This window comes from Streptomyces sp. NPDC001980, from assembly GCF_040296885.1.
GTDB lineage: Bacteria > Actinomycetota > Actinomycetes > Streptomycetales > Streptomycetaceae > Streptomyces.
This window is the reverse complement of the sequence record NZ_JBEOYD010000025.1, coordinates 38,098-57,871: the sequence shown is the minus strand read 5'-3', so window position 1 is coordinate 57,871 and position 19,774 is coordinate 38,098. Positions and strand designations below refer to the sequence as shown.

At 71.9% G+C, this 19,774-nt stretch carries 20 protein-coding genes; 12 read left to right on the top strand and 8 right to left on the bottom strand.

What is annotated here, in order from left to right:
• Positions 1-75 precede the first annotated feature (75 nt).
• Positions 76-3,924 (bottom strand): polarized growth protein Scy, encoded by a 3,849-nt coding sequence (gene scy / locus ABT137_RS31950; protein WP_351714589.1) that lies wholly within the window; start codon positions 3,922-3,924, stop codon positions 76-78.
• 222 nt (positions 3,925-4,146) lie between these two features.
• Positions 4,147-4,587: a methylmalonyl-CoA epimerase gene (gene mce / locus ABT137_RS31945; RefSeq protein ID WP_351714588.1), complete on the bottom strand. Its 441-nt coding sequence runs from the start codon at positions 4,585-4,587 to the stop codon at positions 4,147-4,149.
• A 149-nt stretch (positions 4,588-4,736) separates the two neighbouring features.
• Between mce and ABT137_RS31940 the strand changes: the two genes are divergently transcribed.
• The 3 genes from ABT137_RS31940 to ABT137_RS31930 all read left to right on the top strand — a co-directional run bounded on the left by ABT137_RS31940 (position 4,737) and on the right by ABT137_RS31930 (position 8,418).
• Positions 4,737-5,942, top strand: coding sequence for an acetyl-CoA C-acetyltransferase (locus ABT137_RS31940; RefSeq protein WP_351714587.1), 1,206 nt, complete (start codon positions 4,737-4,739; stop codon positions 5,940-5,942).
• 58 nt (positions 5,943-6,000) lie between these two features.
• Positions 6,001-6,957 carry a methylmalonyl Co-A mutase-associated GTPase MeaB gene (gene meaB / locus ABT137_RS31935; protein WP_351714586.1) on the top strand — a complete coding sequence of 319 codons (957 nt, stop codon included), beginning with the start codon at positions 6,001-6,003 and terminating at the stop codon, positions 6,955-6,957.
• Positions 6,958-7,182: 225 nt separating this feature from the next.
• Entirely contained in the window at positions 7,183-8,418 is a 1,236-nt protein-coding gene (locus ABT137_RS31930) for an MFS transporter (RefSeq protein ID WP_351714585.1), read from the top strand.
• A gap of 100 nt (positions 8,419-8,518) precedes the next feature.
• On the opposite strand, the gene ABT137_RS31925 is transcribed toward ABT137_RS31930, so the two are convergent.
• From ABT137_RS31925 to ABT137_RS31905, 5 genes are all read right to left on the bottom strand, one after another.
• Positions 8,519-8,995, bottom strand: a complete 477-nt coding sequence (locus ABT137_RS31925; RefSeq protein ID WP_089098733.1) for a MarR family winged helix-turn-helix transcriptional regulator — start codon at positions 8,993-8,995, stop codon at positions 8,519-8,521.
• 92 nt (positions 8,996-9,087) lie between these two features.
• Complete coding sequence (locus ABT137_RS31920; protein WP_502984604.1) at positions 9,088-9,843, bottom strand: AIM24 family protein; 756 nt, start codon at positions 9,841-9,843, stop codon at positions 9,088-9,090.
• 38 nt (positions 9,844-9,881) lie between these two features.
• The gene (locus tag ABT137_RS31915) at positions 9,882-10,532 is read right to left on the bottom strand and encodes an AIM24 family protein (RefSeq protein WP_351494366.1); all 651 of its coding nucleotides are present in this window, start codon (positions 10,530-10,532) and stop codon (positions 9,882-9,884) included.
• 1 nt (position 10,533) lies between these two features.
• Entirely contained in the window at positions 10,534-11,166 is a 633-nt protein-coding gene (locus ABT137_RS31910) for an AIM24 family protein (RefSeq protein ID WP_351714670.1), read from the bottom strand.
• A gap of 91 nt (positions 11,167-11,257) precedes the next feature.
• Complete coding sequence (locus ABT137_RS31905) at positions 11,258-11,572, bottom strand: DUF6191 domain-containing protein (RefSeq protein ID WP_351714583.1); 315 nt, start codon at positions 11,570-11,572, stop codon at positions 11,258-11,260.
• A 133-nt stretch (positions 11,573-11,705) separates the two neighbouring features.
• Here ABT137_RS31905 and ABT137_RS31900 point away from each other — a divergent pair, with 133 nt between their 5' ends.
• From ABT137_RS31900 to ABT137_RS31880, 5 genes are all read left to right on the top strand, one after another.
• On the top strand, positions 11,706-12,050 hold the full coding sequence (locus tag ABT137_RS31900; RefSeq protein WP_351714582.1) for a DUF3817 domain-containing protein: 345 nt from the start codon (positions 11,706-11,708) through the stop codon (positions 12,048-12,050).
• On the top strand, positions 12,047-12,340 hold the full coding sequence (locus tag ABT137_RS31895) for an MTH1187 family thiamine-binding protein (protein WP_351714581.1): 294 nt from the start codon (positions 12,047-12,049) through the stop codon (positions 12,338-12,340). The genes ABT137_RS31900 and ABT137_RS31895 overlap by 4 nt, the downstream gene beginning before the upstream one ends.
• Positions 12,341-12,497: 157 nt before the next feature.
• Positions 12,498-13,241 (top strand): hypothetical protein, encoded by a 744-nt coding sequence (locus ABT137_RS31890; protein WP_351714580.1) that lies wholly within the window; start codon positions 12,498-12,500, stop codon positions 13,239-13,241.
• Positions 13,238-13,918, top strand: a complete 681-nt coding sequence (locus ABT137_RS31885) for a DUF4166 domain-containing protein (RefSeq protein WP_351714579.1) — start codon at positions 13,238-13,240, stop codon at positions 13,916-13,918. The genes ABT137_RS31890 and ABT137_RS31885 overlap by 4 nt, the downstream gene beginning before the upstream one ends.
• Positions 13,915-14,565 (top strand): TetR/AcrR family transcriptional regulator, encoded by a 651-nt coding sequence (locus tag ABT137_RS31880; RefSeq protein WP_351714578.1) that lies wholly within the window; start codon positions 13,915-13,917, stop codon positions 14,563-14,565. The genes ABT137_RS31885 and ABT137_RS31880 overlap by 4 nt, the downstream gene beginning before the upstream one ends.
• 38 nt (positions 14,566-14,603) lie before the next feature.
• Here the strand turns inward: ABT137_RS31880 and ABT137_RS31875 are convergent, their stop codons facing one another.
• On the bottom strand, positions 14,604-15,593 hold the full coding sequence (locus ABT137_RS31875) for an ArsR/SmtB family transcription factor (protein WP_351714577.1): 990 nt from the start codon (positions 15,591-15,593) through the stop codon (positions 14,604-14,606).
• An 80-nt stretch (positions 15,594-15,673) separates the two neighbouring features.
• Between ABT137_RS31875 and ABT137_RS31870 the strand changes: the two genes are divergently transcribed.
• The 4 genes from ABT137_RS31870 (at position 15,674) to icmA (ending at position 19,744) form a co-directional block, all read left to right on the top strand.
• On the top strand, positions 15,674-16,876 hold the full coding sequence (locus ABT137_RS31870; protein WP_351714576.1) for an MFS transporter: 1,203 nt from the start codon (positions 15,674-15,676) through the stop codon (positions 16,874-16,876).
• A gap of 155 nt (positions 16,877-17,031) precedes the next feature.
• A complete protein-coding gene (locus ABT137_RS31865) occupies positions 17,032-17,541 on the top strand; it encodes a MarR family winged helix-turn-helix transcriptional regulator (protein ID WP_351714575.1) in 510 nt (169 codons plus the stop codon).
• 66 nt (positions 17,542-17,607) lie between these two features.
• Positions 17,608-17,952, top strand: coding sequence for a DUF3817 domain-containing protein (locus tag ABT137_RS31860; protein ID WP_093499022.1), 345 nt, complete (start codon positions 17,608-17,610; stop codon positions 17,950-17,952).
• Between the two features lie 91 nt (positions 17,953-18,043).
• Positions 18,044-19,744 carry a coenzyme B12-dependent isobutyryl-CoA mutase large subunit gene (icmA, locus tag ABT137_RS31855; RefSeq protein ID WP_351714574.1) on the top strand — a complete coding sequence of 567 codons (1,701 nt, stop codon included), beginning with the start codon at positions 18,044-18,046 and terminating at the stop codon, positions 19,742-19,744.
• Positions 19,745-19,774 lie beyond the last annotated feature (30 nt).

Genomic DNA, 19,774 nt, shown 5'->3' with positions numbered 1-19,774 from the left:
GTGAGATCGCTTGCCAAAGCCTCTGCCGCAGATTTAATCAAAAGCCCCAGAACACTACAGAACCGACCCCGGTCTCTAGCCTTCTGAGGACTTGCCACCCGATCGAGGTGCACCCACCGTACTGCCCGCCTTGACCCCGCCGTCCTTGCCGGCCGACGGAGTCTCGAAGGATTCCAACGCTTCCAGGACGTCCTGGACACGGGAGATCTCGCCGTTGATGTTCTCCCGCCGACGCTCCAGGATCTCCAGTTCGCGCTTTCCCTCCTCGACCGTGCGGCGCGCCTCGCGGATCGCCTCGGCCTTGAGCTCCTCGGCCTCCCGGACCAGCGTGGCCTTCTTCTGCTCGGCCTCCTTGAGCAGCCCCTCGGCCTTCTTGACGGCGGCGATCCGGACCTTGCCCGCCTCGGAGTTCGCCTCCGAGACCAGGTCCTTGGCCTTGGCCTGGGCCTTGGCGAGCTGCTCCTCGGCGGCATTGATCAGCGCGTCGCAGCGGTCGCCGGTGGACTTCATGGTCTCGGCGGCCTCGCGGCGGGCCCGCTCGTGCAGCCCCTCGATCTCGGCGGTGATGCGCTCGCGCAGCTCCTCCGCCCGCTCCCTTATGGCGGTGGCGTCCCGGCGGGCGCCGACGAGCAGCTCGTCCGCGTCCGTACGGGACTTCTCCACCCGGGTGTTGCCCTCGACCGTGGCCTCGGACACCAGCCGGTCGGCCTCCTTGCGGGCCGCGCCCACCATGGTGTCGGCCTGCGACTCGGCGTCCGCGGTGGTCTTCATCGCCTGCTGCTGCGCCTCGGTGAGCAGCTTGTCGGCCTCGGCGGTCGTCTCGTTGATGAGCGTGTCGACCTGCTCGGCCACGTCCTGACGGCGCCTGTTGGCGTCCTTGCGGGCCTCGTCGAGGGTGCGGTCCGCCTCCTCGCGGGCGGCGTTCAGCATGCGCTCGGCCTCGGCCTCCGCGTCCGCCTTGAGCCGCTCGGCGTCGGCCCGGGTCCGGTCGGCGTGCAGCTGGGCGGAGCCGACCGTCTCGGCGGCCTCGGCCCGCAGCCGCTCCGCGTCGCCGGTGGCGTCCGAGATCAGCTTCTCCGCCTTGGCGATGGCGTCGGCGCGGACCCGGTCGGCCTCGGTGATGGTCTCGTTCTGGAGGAGCTCGGCCTCGTTGCGCGCCTCGGTGATGAGGGTGTCGGCCTGGGTCGCCGCGTCCGAACGCATCCGGTTGGCGTCCTCACGCGCCTCGGCACGCGTGCGCGTGGCGTCCTGGTCCGCCTGGGCGATCGTGTCGGAAGCCTCGGTGCGCACCTGCTGGGCGTGCGCCGCCGCCTCGGACCGCAGCCGCTCCGACTCGGTCATCGCGTCGGCGACGGTCCGCTCGGCGAGCGCCTTCGCCGCCTCGGACGACTCGGCCGCCTCGCGCCGGATCCGGGTCGCGTCCTCGCTGGCCCGCTCCCGCTCGGCGTAGGCGTCGGCGCGGACCCGGTCGGACTCCTCCTCGGCCTCCCGCCGGGTGCGGTCCGCGGCGTGCTCGGCGGCCGAGCGCAGCCCGGTGATCTCCTCCTGCGCCTGCTCGTGCAGCCCGGAGACCGAGTCCCGCACCTGCTGGGCGTGGAGTTCGGCGGCCGACACCATCTCGGTGGCCCGCCGGTCCGCCTCCTCGACCAGCCGTACGGCCTCGGCCTGCGCCTCCTCGACGCGGTTGCGCGCCTGGGCCAGCAGGTCCTCGCTCTGCTCGCGGGCCCGCTCACGCTCCTGGTCGGCCTCCTGGCGGGCGGAACCGAGCAGCTCCTCGGCCTCCCGGCGCCGCCGGGCGGCCTCCTCCTGGGCGGCGGCCAGCGTCTCGGACGCCTCGGTGGACAGCCGCTCCGCGGCCGCCTGCGCCTCGGCACGGACCCGGTCGGCGGTGTCCTGGGCCTCCTGCTTGAGGCGCTCCGCCTCGGCCGCGGCCTCGGACCGCAGCCGTACGGCGATGGTCTCGCCCTCCGCGCGAGATGCCGACGCGTCGGCGGCGGCCTCGTCGCGCAGCCGCTCGGCCTCGGTCTCGGCCTGCTGCTGGAGCGTACGGATCCGCTCGGCGGCCTCGCCGCGCAGCCGCTCGGTCTCCTCGGCGGCCTCCCGGCGGATCCGGCCGGACTCCTCGCGCGCCTCGGTCAGCGCCTGGTCGGCGCCCGTGAGCCGGTCCTCGGCCTCGGTGTGCAGGCGGGTCAGCTCCCCGGCGGCCTCCGCGCGCCGGGCCTCGACGCCCCGCTCGGTCTCCGCGCGCAGCTCGGCCGCGGCCCGCTCGGCGCCGGCCTGCATCGTCTCGGACTGCTCCTGGGCCTCCGCGCGGAGCCGTTCGGCCTCCTGGCGGGTGCGCTCCAGGGTCTCCTCGGCCTGCCGGCGCAGCGTGGTCGCGCGCTCGATGGCCTCGGTGCGGACCTTCTCGCTGTCCGTGGTCGCGGTCTGCCGCAGCTCGTCGGCGTCGGCCTTGGCCTTGGCGAGCAGCTCCTCGGCGGACTTGGCCGCCTCCTCGATCTGCTGCACGGCCTCGCGCCGGGCCTCGGCGCGGATCGACTCGCCCTCGGCGACCGCGTCGGACCGCAGCTGCTCGGCCTCGCCGCGCAGCCGGCGGGCCTCCTCCTGCAGCTCGACCGTCTTGGCGCGGTACTCCTTGGTGTCGTCCTTCGCCGTGCCCTTCAGCTGCTCGGCGATGTCGTGCGCCTCGGCGCGCAGCCGGTCCGCCTCGGTCTCCGCCTCGGTGCGGATCCGCTCGGCCTCCTCGACCGCGCCCTTGGTGGTCTGCCTGGCCTCCTCGGAGGCCCTGTTCAGGACGTCCTCGGCGGTCTTGGCGGCCTTCGCCAGCTGGGAGGCGCTCTCCTCGGCGGTGAGGCTGCGGGCCTTCTCGGAGGCCTCCGCGGTGATCTTCTCGGCCTCGGCCTTGGCGTCCGCGACGACCTGCTCGGCGCTCGCCTTGGTGGCCTCCGCCTCCTTGGTGGCCTCGCTGACCAGCCGGGCGACCTGCTCCTTGGCCGTCTGGGTGCGCTGCTGGTTGGTGGCCTCGGCGCTGGAGAGCGCCTTCGTGGCGCTCGCCTCGGCCTCGGTGACCAGCTTCTCGGCCTCGGACTGCGCCTTGCGCAGCGCCTCCTCGGCCTCCGCCATCCGCTCCTCGGCGGCCCGGCTCAGCTCGCCGGCCTGCCGACGGGCCGTGTCCGACTCCGTCGCGGTGGAGCTGCGCAGCTGCTCCGCGTGGTCGGTGGCCTCCTGGGCCTGCGTGGACGCGGCGTTCAGCAGCCGCTCGGCGTCCCGGCGGGCGCGCAGCAGGATCTGCTCGGCCTCGCCGCGGGCCGCCTCGGTGTCATTGGTCAGCCGCTGCCGGGCCTCGTCGGTCAGCCGCTGGGCCTCGGCACGGGCGGCGGTCATGGCCTGCTCGGCCTCGGCCCGCGACTCGTCGAGCAGCCGCCGGGCCTGCGACTCGGTGCGCGCCCGCAGCTGCTCGGCCCACGACACGTTCTCGTTGACGTGCGACTCGACGGTCTGCCGGCGCTCGGCCAGCTCCTGGTCCAGCTGCTGGCGGCGGGTCACCGCCTCCTGGTGCAGCTCGGCCTGGAGCCGTGAGGCCTGCTCGGCGTGCTCCTGGAGGATCCGCTGGGTCTGCGCCCGGGCCTCCGCGGCCACCCGCTCCGCCTCCTGGCGGATCTGGTCGGCCTGCATCTGGGCGTTACGCAGCAGCTGCTCGGTGTGATAGCCGATGTCACCGCCGTCGAACGCGGGCCGGGACATGATGGTGCGGCGCGCCTCGTGCAACTTGGCGCGCAGCACCTCGACCTGGTAGCCGAGGTCCTCGGCATGCTGGATCGCCTTTTCCCGCTCGGTCTTCAGCCGTTTCATCTCGGCTTCGAAACGAGTGAGGTGGTCGACGTCAGCCGCCGGCTCTCGCTCCTGGCTCTCGTAGCCCCGCACTGCGCGGTCCCATCCGTCCCCTGGTCGCAACCTTTTCCGAACGAGCTCCGTCCATCCGCCGAACGGGGCCCCCGGGGAATGGTGTCAGATCAACGGCGGAGCACGGGCTGCTGCCCCGACGCTCGTCCCCCGAAACCCGGACCCCGGCATGCGGCCGCCCCGGCCCTGCGAACGTGCGAAGGGACGACCGCCCCCAACCCTACCGGCCCATATGTACGAGGGTCAGTGCTCAGGTGACTCAACAGCCGCCGAAGTGACCAGTTCTGTCAGTACGCCGTGGCAATCCTTCGGGTGCAGGAAGGTGATCCGCGACCCCATGGAGCCGATCCGTGGCTCGTCGTACAGAACGCGTACGCCCTTGGACCGGATGTCCGCCGCGTCCCCGTCCACATCCGCCGTACCGAAGGCGATGTGGTGGACCCCCTCGCCGTTCTTCGCGAGCCACTTGCCGACCGCCGAGTCCTCCCGGGTCGGCTCGAGAAGCTGCAGGTAGGAGGCGCCGCCGTCGGACGTCTCGTTGATCTTGAGCATGGCCTCGCGCACGCCCTGTTCCTCGTTGACCTCGGTGTGGAACACCTCGAAGCCGTACGTCGCCTTGTAGAACTCGACGGTCGCGTCGAGGTCGTGGCAGGCGATCCCGATGTGGTCGATTCGCGTCAGCATGGATTCAGTGCAGCGCCACATCGATGGTTACGCAACGTGCCAGCGATCACACTGACGGCCCGATGACGGCACGGAGTGCCACGCAATACATTCGAAGTAAACCCTCGTTCACTCCTCGGCAGTGCAGCCGGTAAGGGGATTCGCAGCTCATGACTTCTGGAACCTCTGGAACCACCTCGGTGATCGTCGCGGGCGCGCGTACGCCCATGGGACGACTGCTGGGCTCGCTGAAGTCCTTCTCCGGGGCCGACCTCGGCGGCTTCGCGATCAAAGCCGCCCTCGACCGTGCGGGGATCGGTGGCGACCAGGTGCAGTACGTGATCATGGGGCAGGTGCTCCAGGCCGGCGCCGGCCAGATCCCCGCCCGCCAGGCCGCCGTGAAGGCCGGCATCCCGATGAGCGTCCCGGCGCTCACGATCAACAAGGTGTGCCTCTCCGGCCTCGACGCCATCGCGCTGGCCGACCAGCTGATCCGCGCGGGCGAGTTCGACATCGTGGTCGCGGGCGGCCAGGAGTCCATGACCAACGCCCCGCACCTGCTCCCGAAGTCCCGCGAGGGCTTCAAGTACGGCTCGATCGAGATGCTCGACGCGATGGCCTACGACGGCCTGACCGACGCCTGGGAGAACATCCCGATGGGCGAGTCGACCGAGAAGCACAACACCCGCCTCGGCATCCTGCGCCCTGAGCAGGACGAGATCGCCGCCCTGTCCCACCAGCGGGCCGCGGCCGCGCAGAAGAACGGGATCTTCGAGGCCGAGATCACCCCGGTCGAGATCCCGCAGCGCAAGGGCGAGCCCGTCGTCTTCAGCAAGGACGAGGGCATCCGCGGCGACACCACGGCGGAGTCGCTGGGCAAGCTGCGGCCCGCGTTCACCCGCGACGGCACGATCACGGCCGGCACCTCCTCGCAGATCTCGGACGGCGCGGCCGCCGTGGTCGTGATGAGCAAGGCCAAGGCCGAGGAACTGGGCCTGACGTGGCTCGCCGAGATCGGCGCCCACGGCAACGTGGCAGGACCGGACAACTCCCTGCAGTCCCAGCCGTCCAACGCCATCAACCACGCCCTGAAGAAGGAGGGCCTGGAGGCCGGCGACCTCGACCTCATCGAGATCAACGAGGCCTTCGCCGCGGTCGCCGTGCAGTCAATGAAGGACCTCGGCGTGTCCACCGAAAAGGTGAACGTGAACGGCGGAGCCATCGCCCTGGGGCACCCCATCGGCATGTCCGGCGCCCGGCTCGTCCTGCACCTGGCCCTGGAGCTCAAGCGCCGGGGCGGCGGGGTCGGCGCGGCCGCGCTGTGCGGTGGCGGCGGCCAGGGTGACGCGCTGATCGTGCGGGTACCGAAGGCCTGAGTACGTTTCGCTGAGCGAACGCAAGCGAACGACAGCGAACGGAGCGAACGGAGCTGTGATGCAGGACGTCTCCTCACTGGTGGCCCAGGCCAGGGAGGGCCGACCGCGTGCGGTGGCCCGTCTGATCTCCCTGGTGGAGGGGGCGTCCCCGCAGCTCAGGGAGGTCATGGCGGCACTCGCGCCGCTGACGGGCAACGCCTACGTCGTGGGCCTGACCGGCTCTCCGGGAGTCGGCAAGTCGACATCGACGTCGGCGCTCGTGACCGCCTATCGCAAACAGGGCAAACGGGTCGGCGTGCTGGCCGTCGACCCGTCGTCCCCCTTCTCCGGGGGCGCCCTGCTCGGCGACCGCGTCCGCATGTCCGACCACGCGTCCGACTCCGGCGTCTACATCCGCTCGATGGCGACGCGGGGCCACCTGGGCGGCCTCGCCTGGGCCGCGCCCCAGGCCATCCGTGTCCTGGACGCGGCGGGCTGCGAGGTGATCCTGGTGGAGACGGTCGGCGTCGGCCAGTCGGAGGTCGAGATCGCCTCCCAGGCGGACACGAGTGTGGTGCTCCTCGCCCCCGGCATGGGCGACGGCATCCAGGCGGCGAAGGCCGGCATCCTCGAAATCGGCGACGTGTACGTCGTCAACAAGGCCGACCGGGACGGTGCGGACGCCACGGCCCGCGAACTGAACCACATGCTGGGCCTCGGCGAGTCCCGCGGCCCGGGCGACTGGCGGCCCCCGATCGTCAAGACGGTCGCCGCGCGGGCGGAGGGCATCGACGAGCTGGTGGAAGCCCTGGAGAAACACCGTGCGTGGATGGAGGAGCGGGGCGTCCTGGTGGAACGCCGCCTGGCCCGCGCCGCCCGCGAGGTCGAGACCATCGCGGTGACGGCCCTGCGCGCACGCATCGGCGACCTCCACGGCGACCGCCACATCGACGCCCTCGCGGACCGCATCGTGGCCGGCGAACTGGACCCGTACCGGGCGGCGGACGAACTGGTGGCGGGCCTGACGGAGGGCTAGCCGCCCTGGGCGCGTGGGCCGTCGCCGGGCTGCGGGCCGGTGGGGGCTGATCGCGCCCACGCGGCGTAGCCGCATATCGGCTGGGGCCCCGCGCTGCTATCTTGACCGGCATGTTCCTCTCCTTGGCGTAAGAGCGCACCCGGCGCCGTCACCGGCACGTGAACACCCCGTGCCGTGGCGCGCTCAGGTGTCCCCCTCTTCCGCCTCTGCCCGAGGAACTCACTCATGTCCGCGTTGACTTCATCGCGCCCTTCGCATGCCCGGCGGCCGTCGTACGCCGCCGTCCTGGGCCTCCCGCAGGCCCGCCGCACCTTCTTCGCCGCCCTGGCGGCCCGTCTCTCCTACGGCACGGTCTCGCTGTCCGTCCTGCTGTCGGTCACCCGGGCGACCGGCTCGTACGCCGTGTCCGGGGTGGTGATGGCCCTGTTCGGTGGCGCGACGGTCGTCCTGCTGCCGGTCCGGGCGACCCTGGTGGACCGCTTCGGTCCGCGGCGCGCCCTGCCACCGATGGCGGCGGTCTACAGCGTCCTGCTCTGCGCCCTGGCCGTCTTGGCCTGGCGCCCCGGCGCTCCTGCGGCGGCGCTGGCCGCGGCGGCCGCGCTCACGGGCTGCTGCGCCCCGCCGCTGGGCCCCACCATGCGGGCGGTGTGGGGCCGCCTGGCCGACGACCCGGCGCTGCTGCGGCGGGCGTACAGCCTGGACGGGGTCGCCGAGGAACTGCTGTTCGTGTCGGGTCCTGTGCTGGTGGGCCTGCTGCTTCGCTTCGGCCCGCCGCCGGTGGGGGTGCTGCTGAGCGCGGTGCTGATGCTGGGCGGCACATGGGCGTTCGTGGCGTCGCCCGCGGTGCGGGGTGTGGTGCCGCCGAAGCGGGAGCCGGGCCGGCGGCCCGGCCGTTTCCCGGCGGCCCCGGTGATCGCGGCCGTCGGCCTCGGCCTCGCGCTGAGCGCGGCAGACCTGCTGGTGATGGCGTTCGCCGAGCGACGGTCGTACGGCGAGGCGGCGGTCCCCTGGGTGCTGGCCGCGCTCTCCGCGGGCAGTGCGGTGGGCGGTCTGCTGAACGGGGCGGTGGAGTGGCGCCGTCCGGCCGGGGAGCGGCTGGCGTGGCTGACGGTGGGGCTGGGCGCGGTGCTGGCCGCGGCGGGCCTGGTGCCCGGTGTCTGGACGCTGGCGGTGGCCATGGCGGCGACGGGGCTGTTCGTGGCACCGACTCTGACGACGGCGTATCTGCTGGCCGACGAGACGGCGGCGGAGGGGGAGCGGACGCGGGCCGGGGCGTGGGTGAACGCGGCGGTCAACGCCGGCAGCTCGGGAGGCTCCGTGGTGGCCGGTCTGCTGGTCGGACGGTTGCCGGTGGGGATGTGCTTCGCACTGGCGGGAAGTGTCGCTCTGGTCTCCGCCGTGGCGGTGCGGGTTGTCGGTCGGCCGCGGGCGGGTGGGGCTGGTCGCGCCCGCGCGGCGTAGCCGCATATCGGCTGGGGCCCCGCGCCCCTGACGGGGACGCTACGGCGAACGGCGGACGAGACCTGAACCCTCGTCCGCCGTCTTCAGATGCCGTTCCTCGTCACGGGCGCCCGCGCTGCCCCCGCAGGTGCTCCGCGATCGGCTTCAGGCCCTTGTCCAGCTCTATGAGTGCCTCCGGCGACAGCAGGTCGATGAAGTGCCGTCGCACGGAGGCGACATGATGTGGCGCCACCTTCTTCATCGTCTCCATGCCGTGCTCGGTGAGGACGGCGAACAGCCCGCGGCGGTCGGACTCGCAGTTCTCGCGGCGGACCAGGTTCGCGTTCTCCATGCGGGTGATCTGGTGGGACAGCCGGCTCTTGGACTGGAGGGTGGCGGAGGCGAGGTCGCTCATCCGCATCCGGTAGTCCTCCGACTCGGACAGGTTCACCAGGATCTCGTAGTCGTTCATTGTCAGGCCGAACGGCTGCAGGTCCTTTTCGAGCTGGTACGTCAACAGCCTGTTGACCTCCAGGTGGGTGCGCCAGGCGCACTGCTCCGCATCGGTCAGCCAGCGCGTGGCCGTCTCGGTCTCCATGAATGAAGTCTACCTAAAATGTTGAAAGGCGAACTAGTGAGGGTGGTGTGACTGTGCGCACGCGTTCGATGTCACACTCCGCAGACTACCGCTCACAGCCCGAAGCGACGCTGGAGGTCCCCCAGCTGTCCGGGAAGGCGCGGTGCCCCCGGTTGCTGTGGATGACCTGTGGAGGGGGCGCCTCCGCCGGGCACCCCGGGCTCGTGCGGAACCGCTCCCGCGGCCTGCTCGGCCATCAGGGTCTCGGTGGACTGGAGCAGGACCGTACCGGCCCCTACGAACTCGAACTGATGCTCCTCTCCGGAGGCCCCGCCGAGGCCTGTCAGCGCACGTAGACCGCCCATCACGCCGGTCATGTACCCATGGTCGTAGTGATGGCACGGGGAGGGGCAGTCGGCCCAGCCCACCAGTGCCTGCGGGTCCACCCGGATGGGGGGCTCCATGAACACCACCGGACCGTTGGACGCGGCCACAAACTTTCCGGTTCCGATAAGGGTCAGAAAACCGGGAACGATTGATTGCTTCAGCGCGAGACTTGGCTGAAAAGCGAGCAGGTTGCCGGAGCGAATGGTCAGGTTGCCGTCGTCCAGGTCGTACGAGTTCACATCGAACGCCCGGTCGGCGAGGAGCATCTTGCCCGAGCCCTCCGCCACCACCCAGTCGCTCGCGTGCAGAGGCGAATGAAAAGACGTGCGGACAAGTCGGTCCAAACGGCCGTGCCCGATGCCGTTGAAGTCGATCGAGCCGTAGTAGGCGATCATCTTCCCCTTCTGCAGGAACCACTGGCCGCTCTTGAGCTCCACGCAGAAGGTGTACTTGTTGACGTTGTCGTCGACGGGGAGGGTCATGGGGTCGTACACGACCGGTCCGGCCGCTCCGTATGCGCTCACAGCTTCTCCTCCGACGCCTGCACGTACACCATGCCGTTGCCGCTGAGCTCCAGCTGGAAGGCCTCGCCGGAGCCGCGGCCCACCATCTCCCGCCAGCCGAGCGCGGACGACAGCTTGTTGCGCACGTCGCCGTGGTGGGCGACGTAGGCCTGCGGGTCGACATGGACCGGGCGCTGCGGAGTGACCGGGATCTCGAAGACCCCGCCGTGGGCCATCACGGCGACCGCGCCGTGGCCCTTGAGGGTGGTGGTGAACAGGCCCTGGCCGGTGACCTGGCCGCGCACCATGCCCATCACGCCGCCCTGGGAGCCCATGAACATCGTCCCCTGCTGCAGCGTGCCCTCGAAGGCGAGCAGCCGGTCCGCCTCGACGTAGAGGGTGTCGCCGGTGAGGGTGATGACGTGGACGTGGTGGCCGCCGTGCCCGAAGAAGACCGTGCCGCTGCCCTCGACGGTCATGAGGGGGGTCGCCTCGCCGGCCACCCGGCGGCCGAGCATCGACATCAGCCCGCCCTGGCCGCCCTGGATGTTGGGCGTGAAGGACACCTCGCCCTTGTAGGCGAGCATCGCGCCGCGCTGGCTGAACAGCCGCTGCCCGGGCACGACGGTCGCCTCGACCATCTTCGAGTTCACCTCGCGCAGGGCCATCTCAGACGTCCCCCGCGATCGTGTTGCGCTCGCTCGGCTGTACGTACACCAGGCCGTCCCCCTCGAACCGGATCTGGAAGGCCTCCCCGCCGCCCTCCCCGAAGAACGTGCGGAAGGTCACACCCGACTGGAAGGACTGGCGGAGGTTGCCCTGGTGGGCGATGTAGGCACCCGGGTCGACGGTCAGCGGGTACTGCGGGCTGACCCTGAGCACCACCGCCGGGCCGTCCGACATGATCGCCGCCTGGCCGTGGCCCTCGACCGTGGTGGTGAACAGGCCGTTGCCCTGGGAGGCGCCGCGCAGGCCGGTGAACGTCGTGCCGGTGCGCAGGCCCGCGTCGGTCGCGAGCAGGTTGCTGGACTCGACGTACAGCTTGTCGCCCTGCAGGCCGACCAGGTTGATCTCGGACGCCCGGTCCGCGAACCAGCACGTCCCGTGCCCCTTCACCTCCATCACCGTCATCTGCTCGCCGGTGAGCCGCCGGGTCACCATCCCGCGCAGCCCCTCACCGCCGCCGCTCAGCTTCTTGAACGCCATCTGCCCGTCGTACGCGACCATCGAGCCGTTCTTCGCCTTCACGGCGTCCCCGGTCATCTCGACGGCGAGCACCTTGCTGCCCTGGAGTCGAAACATCGCCACGCTGCGAAGGTAGCCGCAGGCAGACGGCGGCGACAGGTCCCGAAGGTGGACATCACCCCGGATCCGTCCCCTAGGGGTGCGGCCGTCAGAGGTGCCGCCGCTCACCGGGGAGGCGTATCACGGCCGTCCCGGCCGTCAGGTCGACCGTGGACCTCGGCGGCGCGCCGTCCTCCTCGTCGTCGCGCAGCACCAGCGCGCTCTGCCGCTCCTTGAGCTCGTGCTGCTTGCCGGGGGAGAGCGCCGCGTGCAGCTGCTCGAAGCCGGTCGCGGAGATCTGGCCCTGCCGGGCGGCGTTCCGCCACGGCAGCACCCCGGCCCGCAGCAGCAGCTGGTCCACGAAGGCCACCACGGTGAGCAGCACCACCAGCCCCGGCAGGGTCATGAAGAACACGAACCCCATACCCGCGCCCCCTTCGCCGCCCGGCCCAGCCTGCCACCCCCGCGCGGGGTCCGCACCGCCCCTTTGCCACAATGGCTGAACGTTTGTGCTCGCGTTCACAAAGAGTGGACGTCTCTCCCACCGAAGGTGACTCGTGGACATCAAGACCGCCACCGCCATCCGCCGCCTCCGCCTGGTCTCCGCCCCGGAGGCCGTTTCCTTCCTGATCCTCCTCGTCTGCTCGGTGCTCAAGCGGACCACGGACTTCAACGCGGTGCCCGTGATGGGGGCGATCCACGGTGTCCTGTTCATCCTGTACGTGATCTTCTGGGCGGACGCCTGGAACCGCACCAAGTGGTCGCTGGGGACCGGTCTCCTCTACTTCGTCCTCTCGGTCCTGCCGACCGGCGGCTTCTTCGCTGAGCGCAAGCTGCGCCGCGCCGCCGAGGACGAGGTCATCGCCGCCCGCGCCCGCCAGGAAGGGGTCGTGAAGGCATGATCGTCGCTTTCTCCGTGACGCCGCTGGGCGTCGGCGAGGACGTCGGGGAGTACGTCGCCGACGCCGTCCGGGTGGTCCGCGAGTCCGGGCTGCCCAACCGCACCGACGCCATGTTCACCTCGATCGAGGGTGAGTGGGACGAGGTCATGGACGTCGTCAAACGCGCTGTCGCCGCCGTCGAGGAGCGTGCCCCGCGCGTCTCCCTGGTCCTCAAGGCGGACATCCGGCCCGGCGTCACCGACGGGCTCACCAGCAAGGTGGAGACGGTCGAGCAGTACCTCGCCCCGTAGCCGACAGCGGCAAAGGAAACCCCGGCCCCTCGCGGTCGGGGTTTTCTTCTGCCCGGTGATTGAGCGGTCGCTCAAAACCGGGTACCGTCATCGCCGGAGAGTTTGAGCGATCGCTCAAAAGAGACTCGAAGGTCCAGGTGACGGGGGTACAACACCGATGGGGCTCTACATAGAGGCGCACATCCGCGCCGACCTCGACGAACTGTGGGCACGCACCCAGAACCCCGGGCAGCACCAGCGCTGGGACCTGAGGTTCACCGAGATCGCCTACCTCCCGCGCACGGCAGGCGAGCCGCAGCGCTTCCGTTACGCCACGCGCGTGCTGCCGTTCCTGACGATCGCCGGCACCGGCGTCTCGGCGGGGGAGAAGGAGCGCCCCGACGGCACCCGCACCTCGGCCCTGCGCTTCGCCTCCCCGCACCCGCTCTCGCTGCTCGCCGAGGGCAGCGGCTACTGGCGTTACGTCCCGGTGGCCGACGGCGTCCGCTTCCTCACCGGCTACGACTACCGGCCCCGGTGGGGTGCCGTCGGCGCGCTCGCCGACCGCCTGTTCTTCCGTCCCCTCATGGGCTGGGCGACCGCCTGGTCCTTCGACCGGCTCCGGCTGTGGCTGGAGCGCGGGATCACCCCGGAACGGGCGCGGTGGAACTGGCTGGCCGAGATGGCGGCCCGGGCGCTGACGATCGCCGGCTGCGGCACCGCCCTGAGTCAGGGTCCGGTCCTCGGCGCCCTCTCGCCCACCGTCGCCTTCCTGGTCCCGCTCCTCCTCGTCGTCACCCTCTTCCTGGCCTTCTTCAAGTCGCCCCTTGCCACCACCCCGGCCGCCCGCCGCTGCCTGCGCACCCCACCCAGCCGAGTGACCGCCCCGCGCATCCTGCGCACTCTGGAGGAGCAGTCGTGACCTCGATGTTCCGCACCGTGATGGGCCCCGACTTCGACCGGCTGCACCCGCAGCTCCAACGGCGCTTCTCGGTCGGCCTGGCCGGCGGCGAGGCCTGCACCGGCCGGGGCGTGATGGAGCGCATCTGGCACGGGCCGGCGTTCGTGAAGCCGTTCCTGGCGCTGGGCGCCACCCGCAACATCCTGGTCCCGCAGGCCGCCCGGAACGTGCCCTTCAAGATCGAGAATGTGCCCTACACGGACACCTACGGCCGTGAGACGGTGAGCTTCGTGCGCACCTTCGACCTGCCCGGCCGCTCCCGCCGCTTCGACGCCCAGATGGTGCTCAGCCCCAAGGGCGACCGCATCCTCGACTACCTCGGCACCCACCAGCACCTCGCCAGCGAGCTGCACTTCCACGCCGAGGCCGACGGCTCCCTGCTGATCCGCTCCGGCGAACACCGCTTCAGGGAGGGCCCGGTGGACGTCCGCGTCCCCGAACTCGCCGGTGCCACCGCCGAGGTGCGCGAGTCCTTCGACGACCGCGCCGGCCGCTTCCGGGTCCGGGTGCGGGTCGTGAACCGGTACTTCGGGCCGCTCTTCGGCTACCAGGGCTCCTTCGAGGCGTCGTACACCGACCTCGGCGGCCGCGGGGTACGGCCGGGGCTGCGGCCGGTCCGTGAGGAGTCGCGCGCGTGAGCCCGGAGACCGCCAAGTCCCTGGAGACCAAGAACAAGCTGCTGGAGGGCGCGCTGCGGACGCTCACCGAGCAGGGGATCGCCAAGACCTCGGCCCGAACCGTGGCGGCGGCGGCCGGGGTCAACCAGGCGCTGGTCTTCTACCACTTCGGATCCGTGGACGAACTCCTCTCCGCCGCCTGCCGGTACGGCGCCGAGCAGGCCGTCGCCCGATTCCGCCCCCGCCTCGCCGCGGTCGGCTCGCTCTCCGAACTCCTCACCGTGGGGCGGCAGATCCACGAGGAGGCGCGCGCGGGCGGCCATGTCGCCCTGCTCGGCCAGCTGCTGGCCGGCGCCCAGACCCACGAGGCGCTCGGGCCCGCCACGGCGGCCGGGCTCGACCTGTGGATCGCCGAGATCGAGGAGGTGCTCGTCCGCGTCCTCGCGGCCACCCCGTTCGGCGAGTTCGCCGACCCGGCCGGGCTCGCCCGCGCGGTCGCCGCGTCCTTCGTCGGCATCGAGCTGTACGAAGGCGTCGACGCGGCCGGCGCCCACGCGGCCCTGGACGCCCTGGAGCAACTCGGCGCGCTGGTGGCCGCCTTGGAGGACCTCGGCCCGGTGGCCCAGCGCGCGGTCCGGCACCATCTGCGCCGGGTCGGCCGTAGGTAGAGGCCGTCACGACCACGTGGGCCGGATCGTGGCACGGGTCAGCCGCCCGGTGCCCCCGACGCCAGTGCGATGCCCAGCGGGGTCCGCTCGTACAGCACCTGGTGGCCGTAGCGGCGTGCGGTCAGCAGGCCGGCGTCGCGCAGTGCCGTCAGGTGTGCGGAGACCGAGGAGGGGGCGAGGCGCAGCCGGTGGGCGAGGGCGGTGGTGGTGGCCGGGTCGGCGAGGGCGGCCAGGACCGTGGCGCGGCCCCGGCCCAGGAGCCGTACCAGGGCGTCGGGCGTGGCCGCGGCCGGGTCGGTCCACAGGCCGCCGATGCCCCGGGCCGGGTAGACCAGCGTGGGCCGGGCCGGCGGGTCGAAGGTGCTGATCACGTCCGGCCAGGTGAAGACACTCGGCATCAGTACCAGGCCCTGCCCGCCGAGGCGCCGCTCGTACGCGCCGGGCGAGGCCACGGTCAGCGTCCCGGACCGCCAGCCGCACTTGTGGTGGATCTCCGGCAGCAGTCCGCCCAGGCCGACCTCCGCGAGCCGCCGGGAGTGGAAGGCGATGTCCGCCTCCAGCAGGGCGCGCAGCCGGGGCCAGTCCGGGGCCACCAGCACGCGCCAGGCCTCCTCCAGCGCGTCCGTCAGCTCCCGGACCATGCGCGGCGGATCGGCCAGCCAGGCCCGGCCGGTCGCCGACTCCAGCGCGCCCGGCGTGTCCGCGAGCGAGCGCGCGGTGTCGGCCCGGGCCGTCTCCGGGTCCACCGCCCGCAGGGCCGCCAGCTCCTCCTCGACGGAGGCGGCCGGGCCGGTCGGCGGCGCCACCAGCCAGTCGGGCGAGTGGCCGCGCCGGGGCATCAGAAGCCACAGCGGCCGCAGGTCGAGACCGGCCGCCACCGCCCTGATCCGCCGCAGCCAGGGCGCGTGATAGCCGTGCCGGTCCGGCCGCCGCAGGGTGCGCACCGCCTCCTGCGTCTCCCACAGCGGCGACACGGCGAACCGGCACCGGAGGTAGTCGTCCTCGTCGAAGTGGAGGTGGGAGGGCATGGCGGGACCGTTCCGGGGTGAAGATTCGGCTGGTGCCGAAACTCTAAGCGGTGGGCGGGCGCACGGGCACGCTGCCGTCCATGTCCGCGCCTGCCCTCCAGCGACCCGCCGGCTACGGCCGGGTCCTCGCCGTGCCCGAGTTCCGTGCCGTCTTCGCCGCCCACGTCCTGTCCATGCTCGGCGTGATCGTCAGCGAGATCGCACTGTCCGTGCTGGTGTACGACCTCACGGGATCGCCCCTGCTCAGCGCCCTGACCTTCGCGCTGGGCTTTCTGCCCTACCTGGTCGGCGGCACGCTCCTGGCCCCCGTCGCCGACCGGTTCCCGGCCCGCCGGGTGCTGGTGGTGTGCGACCTGGTGTGCGCGGGGTGCGTCGCCGTGATGGCGGTGCCCGGAACCGGCATCGGGGTGCTGCTCGGGCTGCGCTGTGCCCTCGCCGTCGTCTCGCCGGTGTTCGCCGGCACCCGGATGGCGACCCTCTCCGACATCCTCGGCGGCGGCGACCTGTTCGTGCTCGGCCGCTCCCTGCTGCGGATCGTCGCGCAGAGCGCCCTGCTGGTCGGCTACGGTCTCGGCGGACTGCTCCTCGCCGTCCTCACCCCACGGCACGCCCTGCTGATCACCGTCGGCACCTTCCTCGCCTCGGCCGCCCTGCTCCGCCTCGGCACCAGGCGCCGCCCCGCCCGCGCGCAGGCCCGGGAGCGCGGCGGCACCCGGCAACTGCTCGCCGACCGCCGCATCCGGCTCCTGCTCCTCCTCTTCTGGATCCCGGCGATGTTCGCCGTCGTCCCCGAAGCGCTCGCCGCCCCCTACGCCGACGCGCTCGGCACCGGATCCCCGGGGCTCGGCCTGCTGATGTGCGCGCTGCCGGTCGGCACGGTCGCCGGGGAGCTGTTCGCCGGCGCCCGGCTCGGCCCGGCCGCCCGGGAGCGGATCGCCCTCCCGCTGGTCTGCCTCACCCTGCTGCCGTACCTGGGCTACGCCCTGCGCCCCTCCCTCACCCTCTCGTTGCTGCTCCTGCTGACGGCGGGGGCCGGGTCGGCGTACACGCTGGGCCTGGACCAGTGGTTCGTGCGGGCCGTGCCCGAGGAGCTGCGCGGCCGGGCCATGACCGTGCTCAGTGCCGGGCTGATGACCCTGCAGGGCGTCGGCATGACTCTGGCGGGGCTGGCGGCGGAGGCCGTGGGCGTGCGGGCGGCCGTGGCGGGCGCGGGGGTGGTGGGGGCGGTCTGCTGCTGCGGCCTGGCGGCGGCGGTCCGGCGGTCGTCGCGGCCGGTGTCGTAGCGGCTGCCCAGGATGGGGCGGTGCCGATGTCGTTGCGGCTGTCGGGGAGGGCGTGACGCCGGAGTCGTGGAGGCCGCGCCGGCACGCCCCGGCAGAGGTGACCGAAAGCCGAGACAGGGCTGACCGCTATATGACCGGCCGGTAGGGTCGGTGACGTGCCCAAGCCACTCAGTCTCCCCTTCGACCCCATCGCCCGAGCCGACGACCTCTGGAAGCAGCGCTGGGGGAGCGTCCCGTCGATGGCCGCGATCACGTCGATCATGCGGGCCCAGCAGATCCTGCTGGCCGAGGTCGACGCGGTGGTCAAGCCGTACGAGCTGACGTTCGCGCGCTACGAGGCGCTGGTGCTGCTCACCTTCTCCAAGGCCGGCGAGCTGCCGATGTCGAAGATCGGCGAGCGGCTGATGGTGCACCCGACCTCGGTGACGAACACCGTCGACCGGCTGGTGAAGTCCGGTCTGGTCGACAAGCGGCCCAACCCCAACGACGGGCGCGGCACGCTCGCCACGATCACCGAGAAGGGCCGCGAGGTCGTGGAGGCGGCCACCCGCGACCTGATGGCGATGGACTTCGGGCTCGGGGTGTACGACGCCGAGGAGTGCGGGGAGATCTTCGCGATGCTGCGGCCGCTGCGGGTCGCCGCGGACGACTTCGACGAGGACTGAACCCGCCCTCCGCGCAGGAGTGACCCGGGACAAGATCTCCCGGAACGGGTGGTTACGCTCGTCCCCATGAAAAAGAGCGTGCTGACCCGCTACCGCGTCCTGGCCTACGTCACCGGTGTGCTGCTGGTGCTGCTGTGCCTGAGCATGATCGCCAAGTACGGGCTGGACATCGACGGTGCGGCCGACGTCACGCGCGTCGTCGCCATCGCGCACGGCTGGCTCTACGTCGTCTACCTGGTCTTCGCCTTCGACCTGGGCTCCAAGGCGAAGTGGCCGGTCGGCAAGCAGCTGTGGGTGCTGCTGGCGGGCACCATCCCGACCGCCGCCTTCTTCGTGGAGCGCAAGGTCACCCGCGAGCTCGACGCCAAGGTCACCGAGGGTTCTCCGGTGGCCGCGAAGGTCCAGGCCTAGGCCGTAGGCCCCCGGGCCGTACCGCCGTACGGACACCCGTGCGGCGGTTTCCCATCGACATTTACTAGGACGTCCTAGTAAATTCGAAGGTATGGACGCTGACGCCATCGAGGAGGGCCGCCGACGCTGGCAGGCCCGTTACGACGCGGCCCGCAAGCGGGACGCAGACTTCACCACGCTCTCCGGGGATCCCGTGGAGCCGGTGTACGGGCCCCGACCGGGGGACACTTACGAGGGATTCGAGCGGATCGGCTGGCCGGGGGAGTACCCCTTCACCCGCGGGCTGTATCCGACCGGCTACCGCGGGCGGACCTGGACGATCCGCCAGTTCGCCGGGTTCGGGAACGCCGAGCAGACCAACGAGCGCTACAAGATGATCCTCGCCAACGGCGGCGGCGGCCTCTCCGTGGCCTTCGACATGCCGACCCTCATGGGCCGGGACTCGGACGACGGGCGCTCGCTCGGCGAGGTCGGGCACTGCGGGGTCGCCATCGACTCGGCCGCCGACATGGAGGTCCTGTTCAAGGACATCCCCCTCGGCGACGTCACGACGTCCATGACCATCAGCGGGCCCGCCGTGCCCGTCTTCTGCATGTACCTCGTCGCCGCCGAACGGCAGGGCGTCGACCCGTCGGTCCTCAACGGCACGCTCCAGACCGACATCTTCAAGGAGTACATCGCCCAGAAGGAGTGGCTGTTCCAGCCCGAACCCCATCTGCGGCTGATCGGCGACCTGATGGAGTACTGCGCCGCCGGCATCCCCGCGTACAAGCCCCTCTCCGTCTCCGGCTACCACATCCGCGAAGCGGGCGCGACGGCCGCGCAGGAGCTGGCCTACACGCTTGCCGACGGCTTCGGCTACGTCGAGCTGGGGCTCTCCCGCGGCCTCGACGTGGACGTCTTCGCGCCCGGCCTCTCCTTCTTCTTCGACGCCCACGTCGACTTCTTCGAGGAGATCGCCAAGTTCCGTGCCGCGCGCCGGATCTGGGCGCGGTGGATGCGGGACGTCTACGGCTCCCGGTCGGACAAGGCGCAGTGGCTGCGCTTCCACACCCAGACCGCCGGTGTCTCGCTGACCGCCCAGCAGCCGTACAACAACGTGGTGCGGACGGCCGTGGAGGCGCTGGCGGCCGTGCTCGGCGGGACCAACTCGCTGCACACCAACGCCCTCGACGAGACCCTCGCCCTGCCGAGCGAGCAGGCCGCCGAGATCGCGCTGCGCACCCAGCAGGTGCTCATGGAGGAGACCGGCGTCGCCAACGTGGCGGACCCGCTGGGCGGTTCCTGGTACATCGAGCAGCTCACCGACCGGATCGAGGCCGACGCCGAGAGGATCTTCGACCAGATCAAGGAGCGGGGGCTGCGCGCCCATCCGGACGGGCGGCACCCGATCGGGCCGGTCACCTCGGGCATCCTGCGCGGGATCGAGGACGGCTGGTTCACCGGCGAGATCGCCGAGTCCGCCTTCCAGTACCAGCAGGCGCTGGAGAAGGGCGACAAGCGGGTCGTGGGCGTCAACGTCCACACCGGCTCCGTCACCGGCGACCTGGAGATCCTCCGCGTCTCGCACGAGGTCGAGCGCGAGCAGGTACGGGTCCTCGGCGCCCGCCGGGCCGCCCGGGACGAGGGCGCCGTGCGCGCCGCCCTGGACGCGATGCTGGCCGCTGCGCGGAGCGGGGCCAGCATGATCGAGCCGATGCTGGACGCCGTACGGGCCGAGGCGACCCTGGGCGAGATCTGCGGGGTGCTGCGGGACGAGTGGGGGGTGTACACGGAGCCGGCGGGGTTCTAGCCGCGTACCAGGGGGCTCCGCGCCCCCTGG

Coding starts and splice junctions, on each gene's coding strand:
- mce (WP_351714588.1), bottom strand. CDS start 4,587: ATGCTGACGCGAATCGACCACATCGGGATCGCCTGCCACGACCTCGAC.
- ABT137_RS31940 (WP_351714587.1), top strand. CDS start 4,737: ATGACTTCTGGAACCTCTGGAACCACCTCGGTGATCGTCGCGGGCGCG.
- meaB (WP_351714586.1), top strand. CDS start 6,001: ATGCAGGACGTCTCCTCACTGGTGGCCCAGGCCAGGGAGGGCCGACCG.
- ABT137_RS31930 (WP_351714585.1), top strand. CDS start 7,183: ATGTCCGCGTTGACTTCATCGCGCCCTTCGCATGCCCGGCGGCCGTCG.
- ABT137_RS31925 (WP_089098733.1), bottom strand. CDS start 8,995: ATGGAGACCGAGACGGCCACGCGCTGGCTGACCGATGCGGAGCAGTGC.
- ABT137_RS31920 (WP_502984604.1), bottom strand. CDS start 9,843: ATGACCCTCCCCGTCGACGACAACGTCAACAAGTACACCTTCTGCGTG.
- ABT137_RS31915 (WP_351494366.1), bottom strand. CDS start 10,532: ATGGCCCTGCGCGAGGTGAACTCGAAGATGGTCGAGGCGACCGTCGTG.
- ABT137_RS31910 (WP_351714670.1), bottom strand. CDS start 11,166: ATGTTTCGACTCCAGGGCAGCAAGGTGCTCGCCGTCGAGATGACCGGG.
- ABT137_RS31905 (WP_351714583.1), bottom strand. CDS start 11,572: ATGGGGTTCGTGTTCTTCATGACCCTGCCGGGGCTGGTGGTGCTGCTC.
- ABT137_RS31895 (WP_351714581.1), top strand. CDS start 12,047: ATGATCGTCGCTTTCTCCGTGACGCCGCTGGGCGTCGGCGAGGACGTC.
- ABT137_RS31890 (WP_351714580.1), top strand. CDS start 12,498: ATGGGGCTCTACATAGAGGCGCACATCCGCGCCGACCTCGACGAACTG.
- ABT137_RS31875 (WP_351714577.1), bottom strand. CDS start 15,593: ATGCCCTCCCACCTCCACTTCGACGAGGACGACTACCTCCGGTGCCGG.
- ABT137_RS31870 (WP_351714576.1), top strand. CDS start 15,674: ATGTCCGCGCCTGCCCTCCAGCGACCCGCCGGCTACGGCCGGGTCCTC.
- ABT137_RS31860 (WP_093499022.1), top strand. CDS start 17,608: ATGAAAAAGAGCGTGCTGACCCGCTACCGCGTCCTGGCCTACGTCACC.
- icmA (WP_351714574.1), top strand. CDS start 18,044: ATGGACGCTGACGCCATCGAGGAGGGCCGCCGACGCTGGCAGGCCCGT.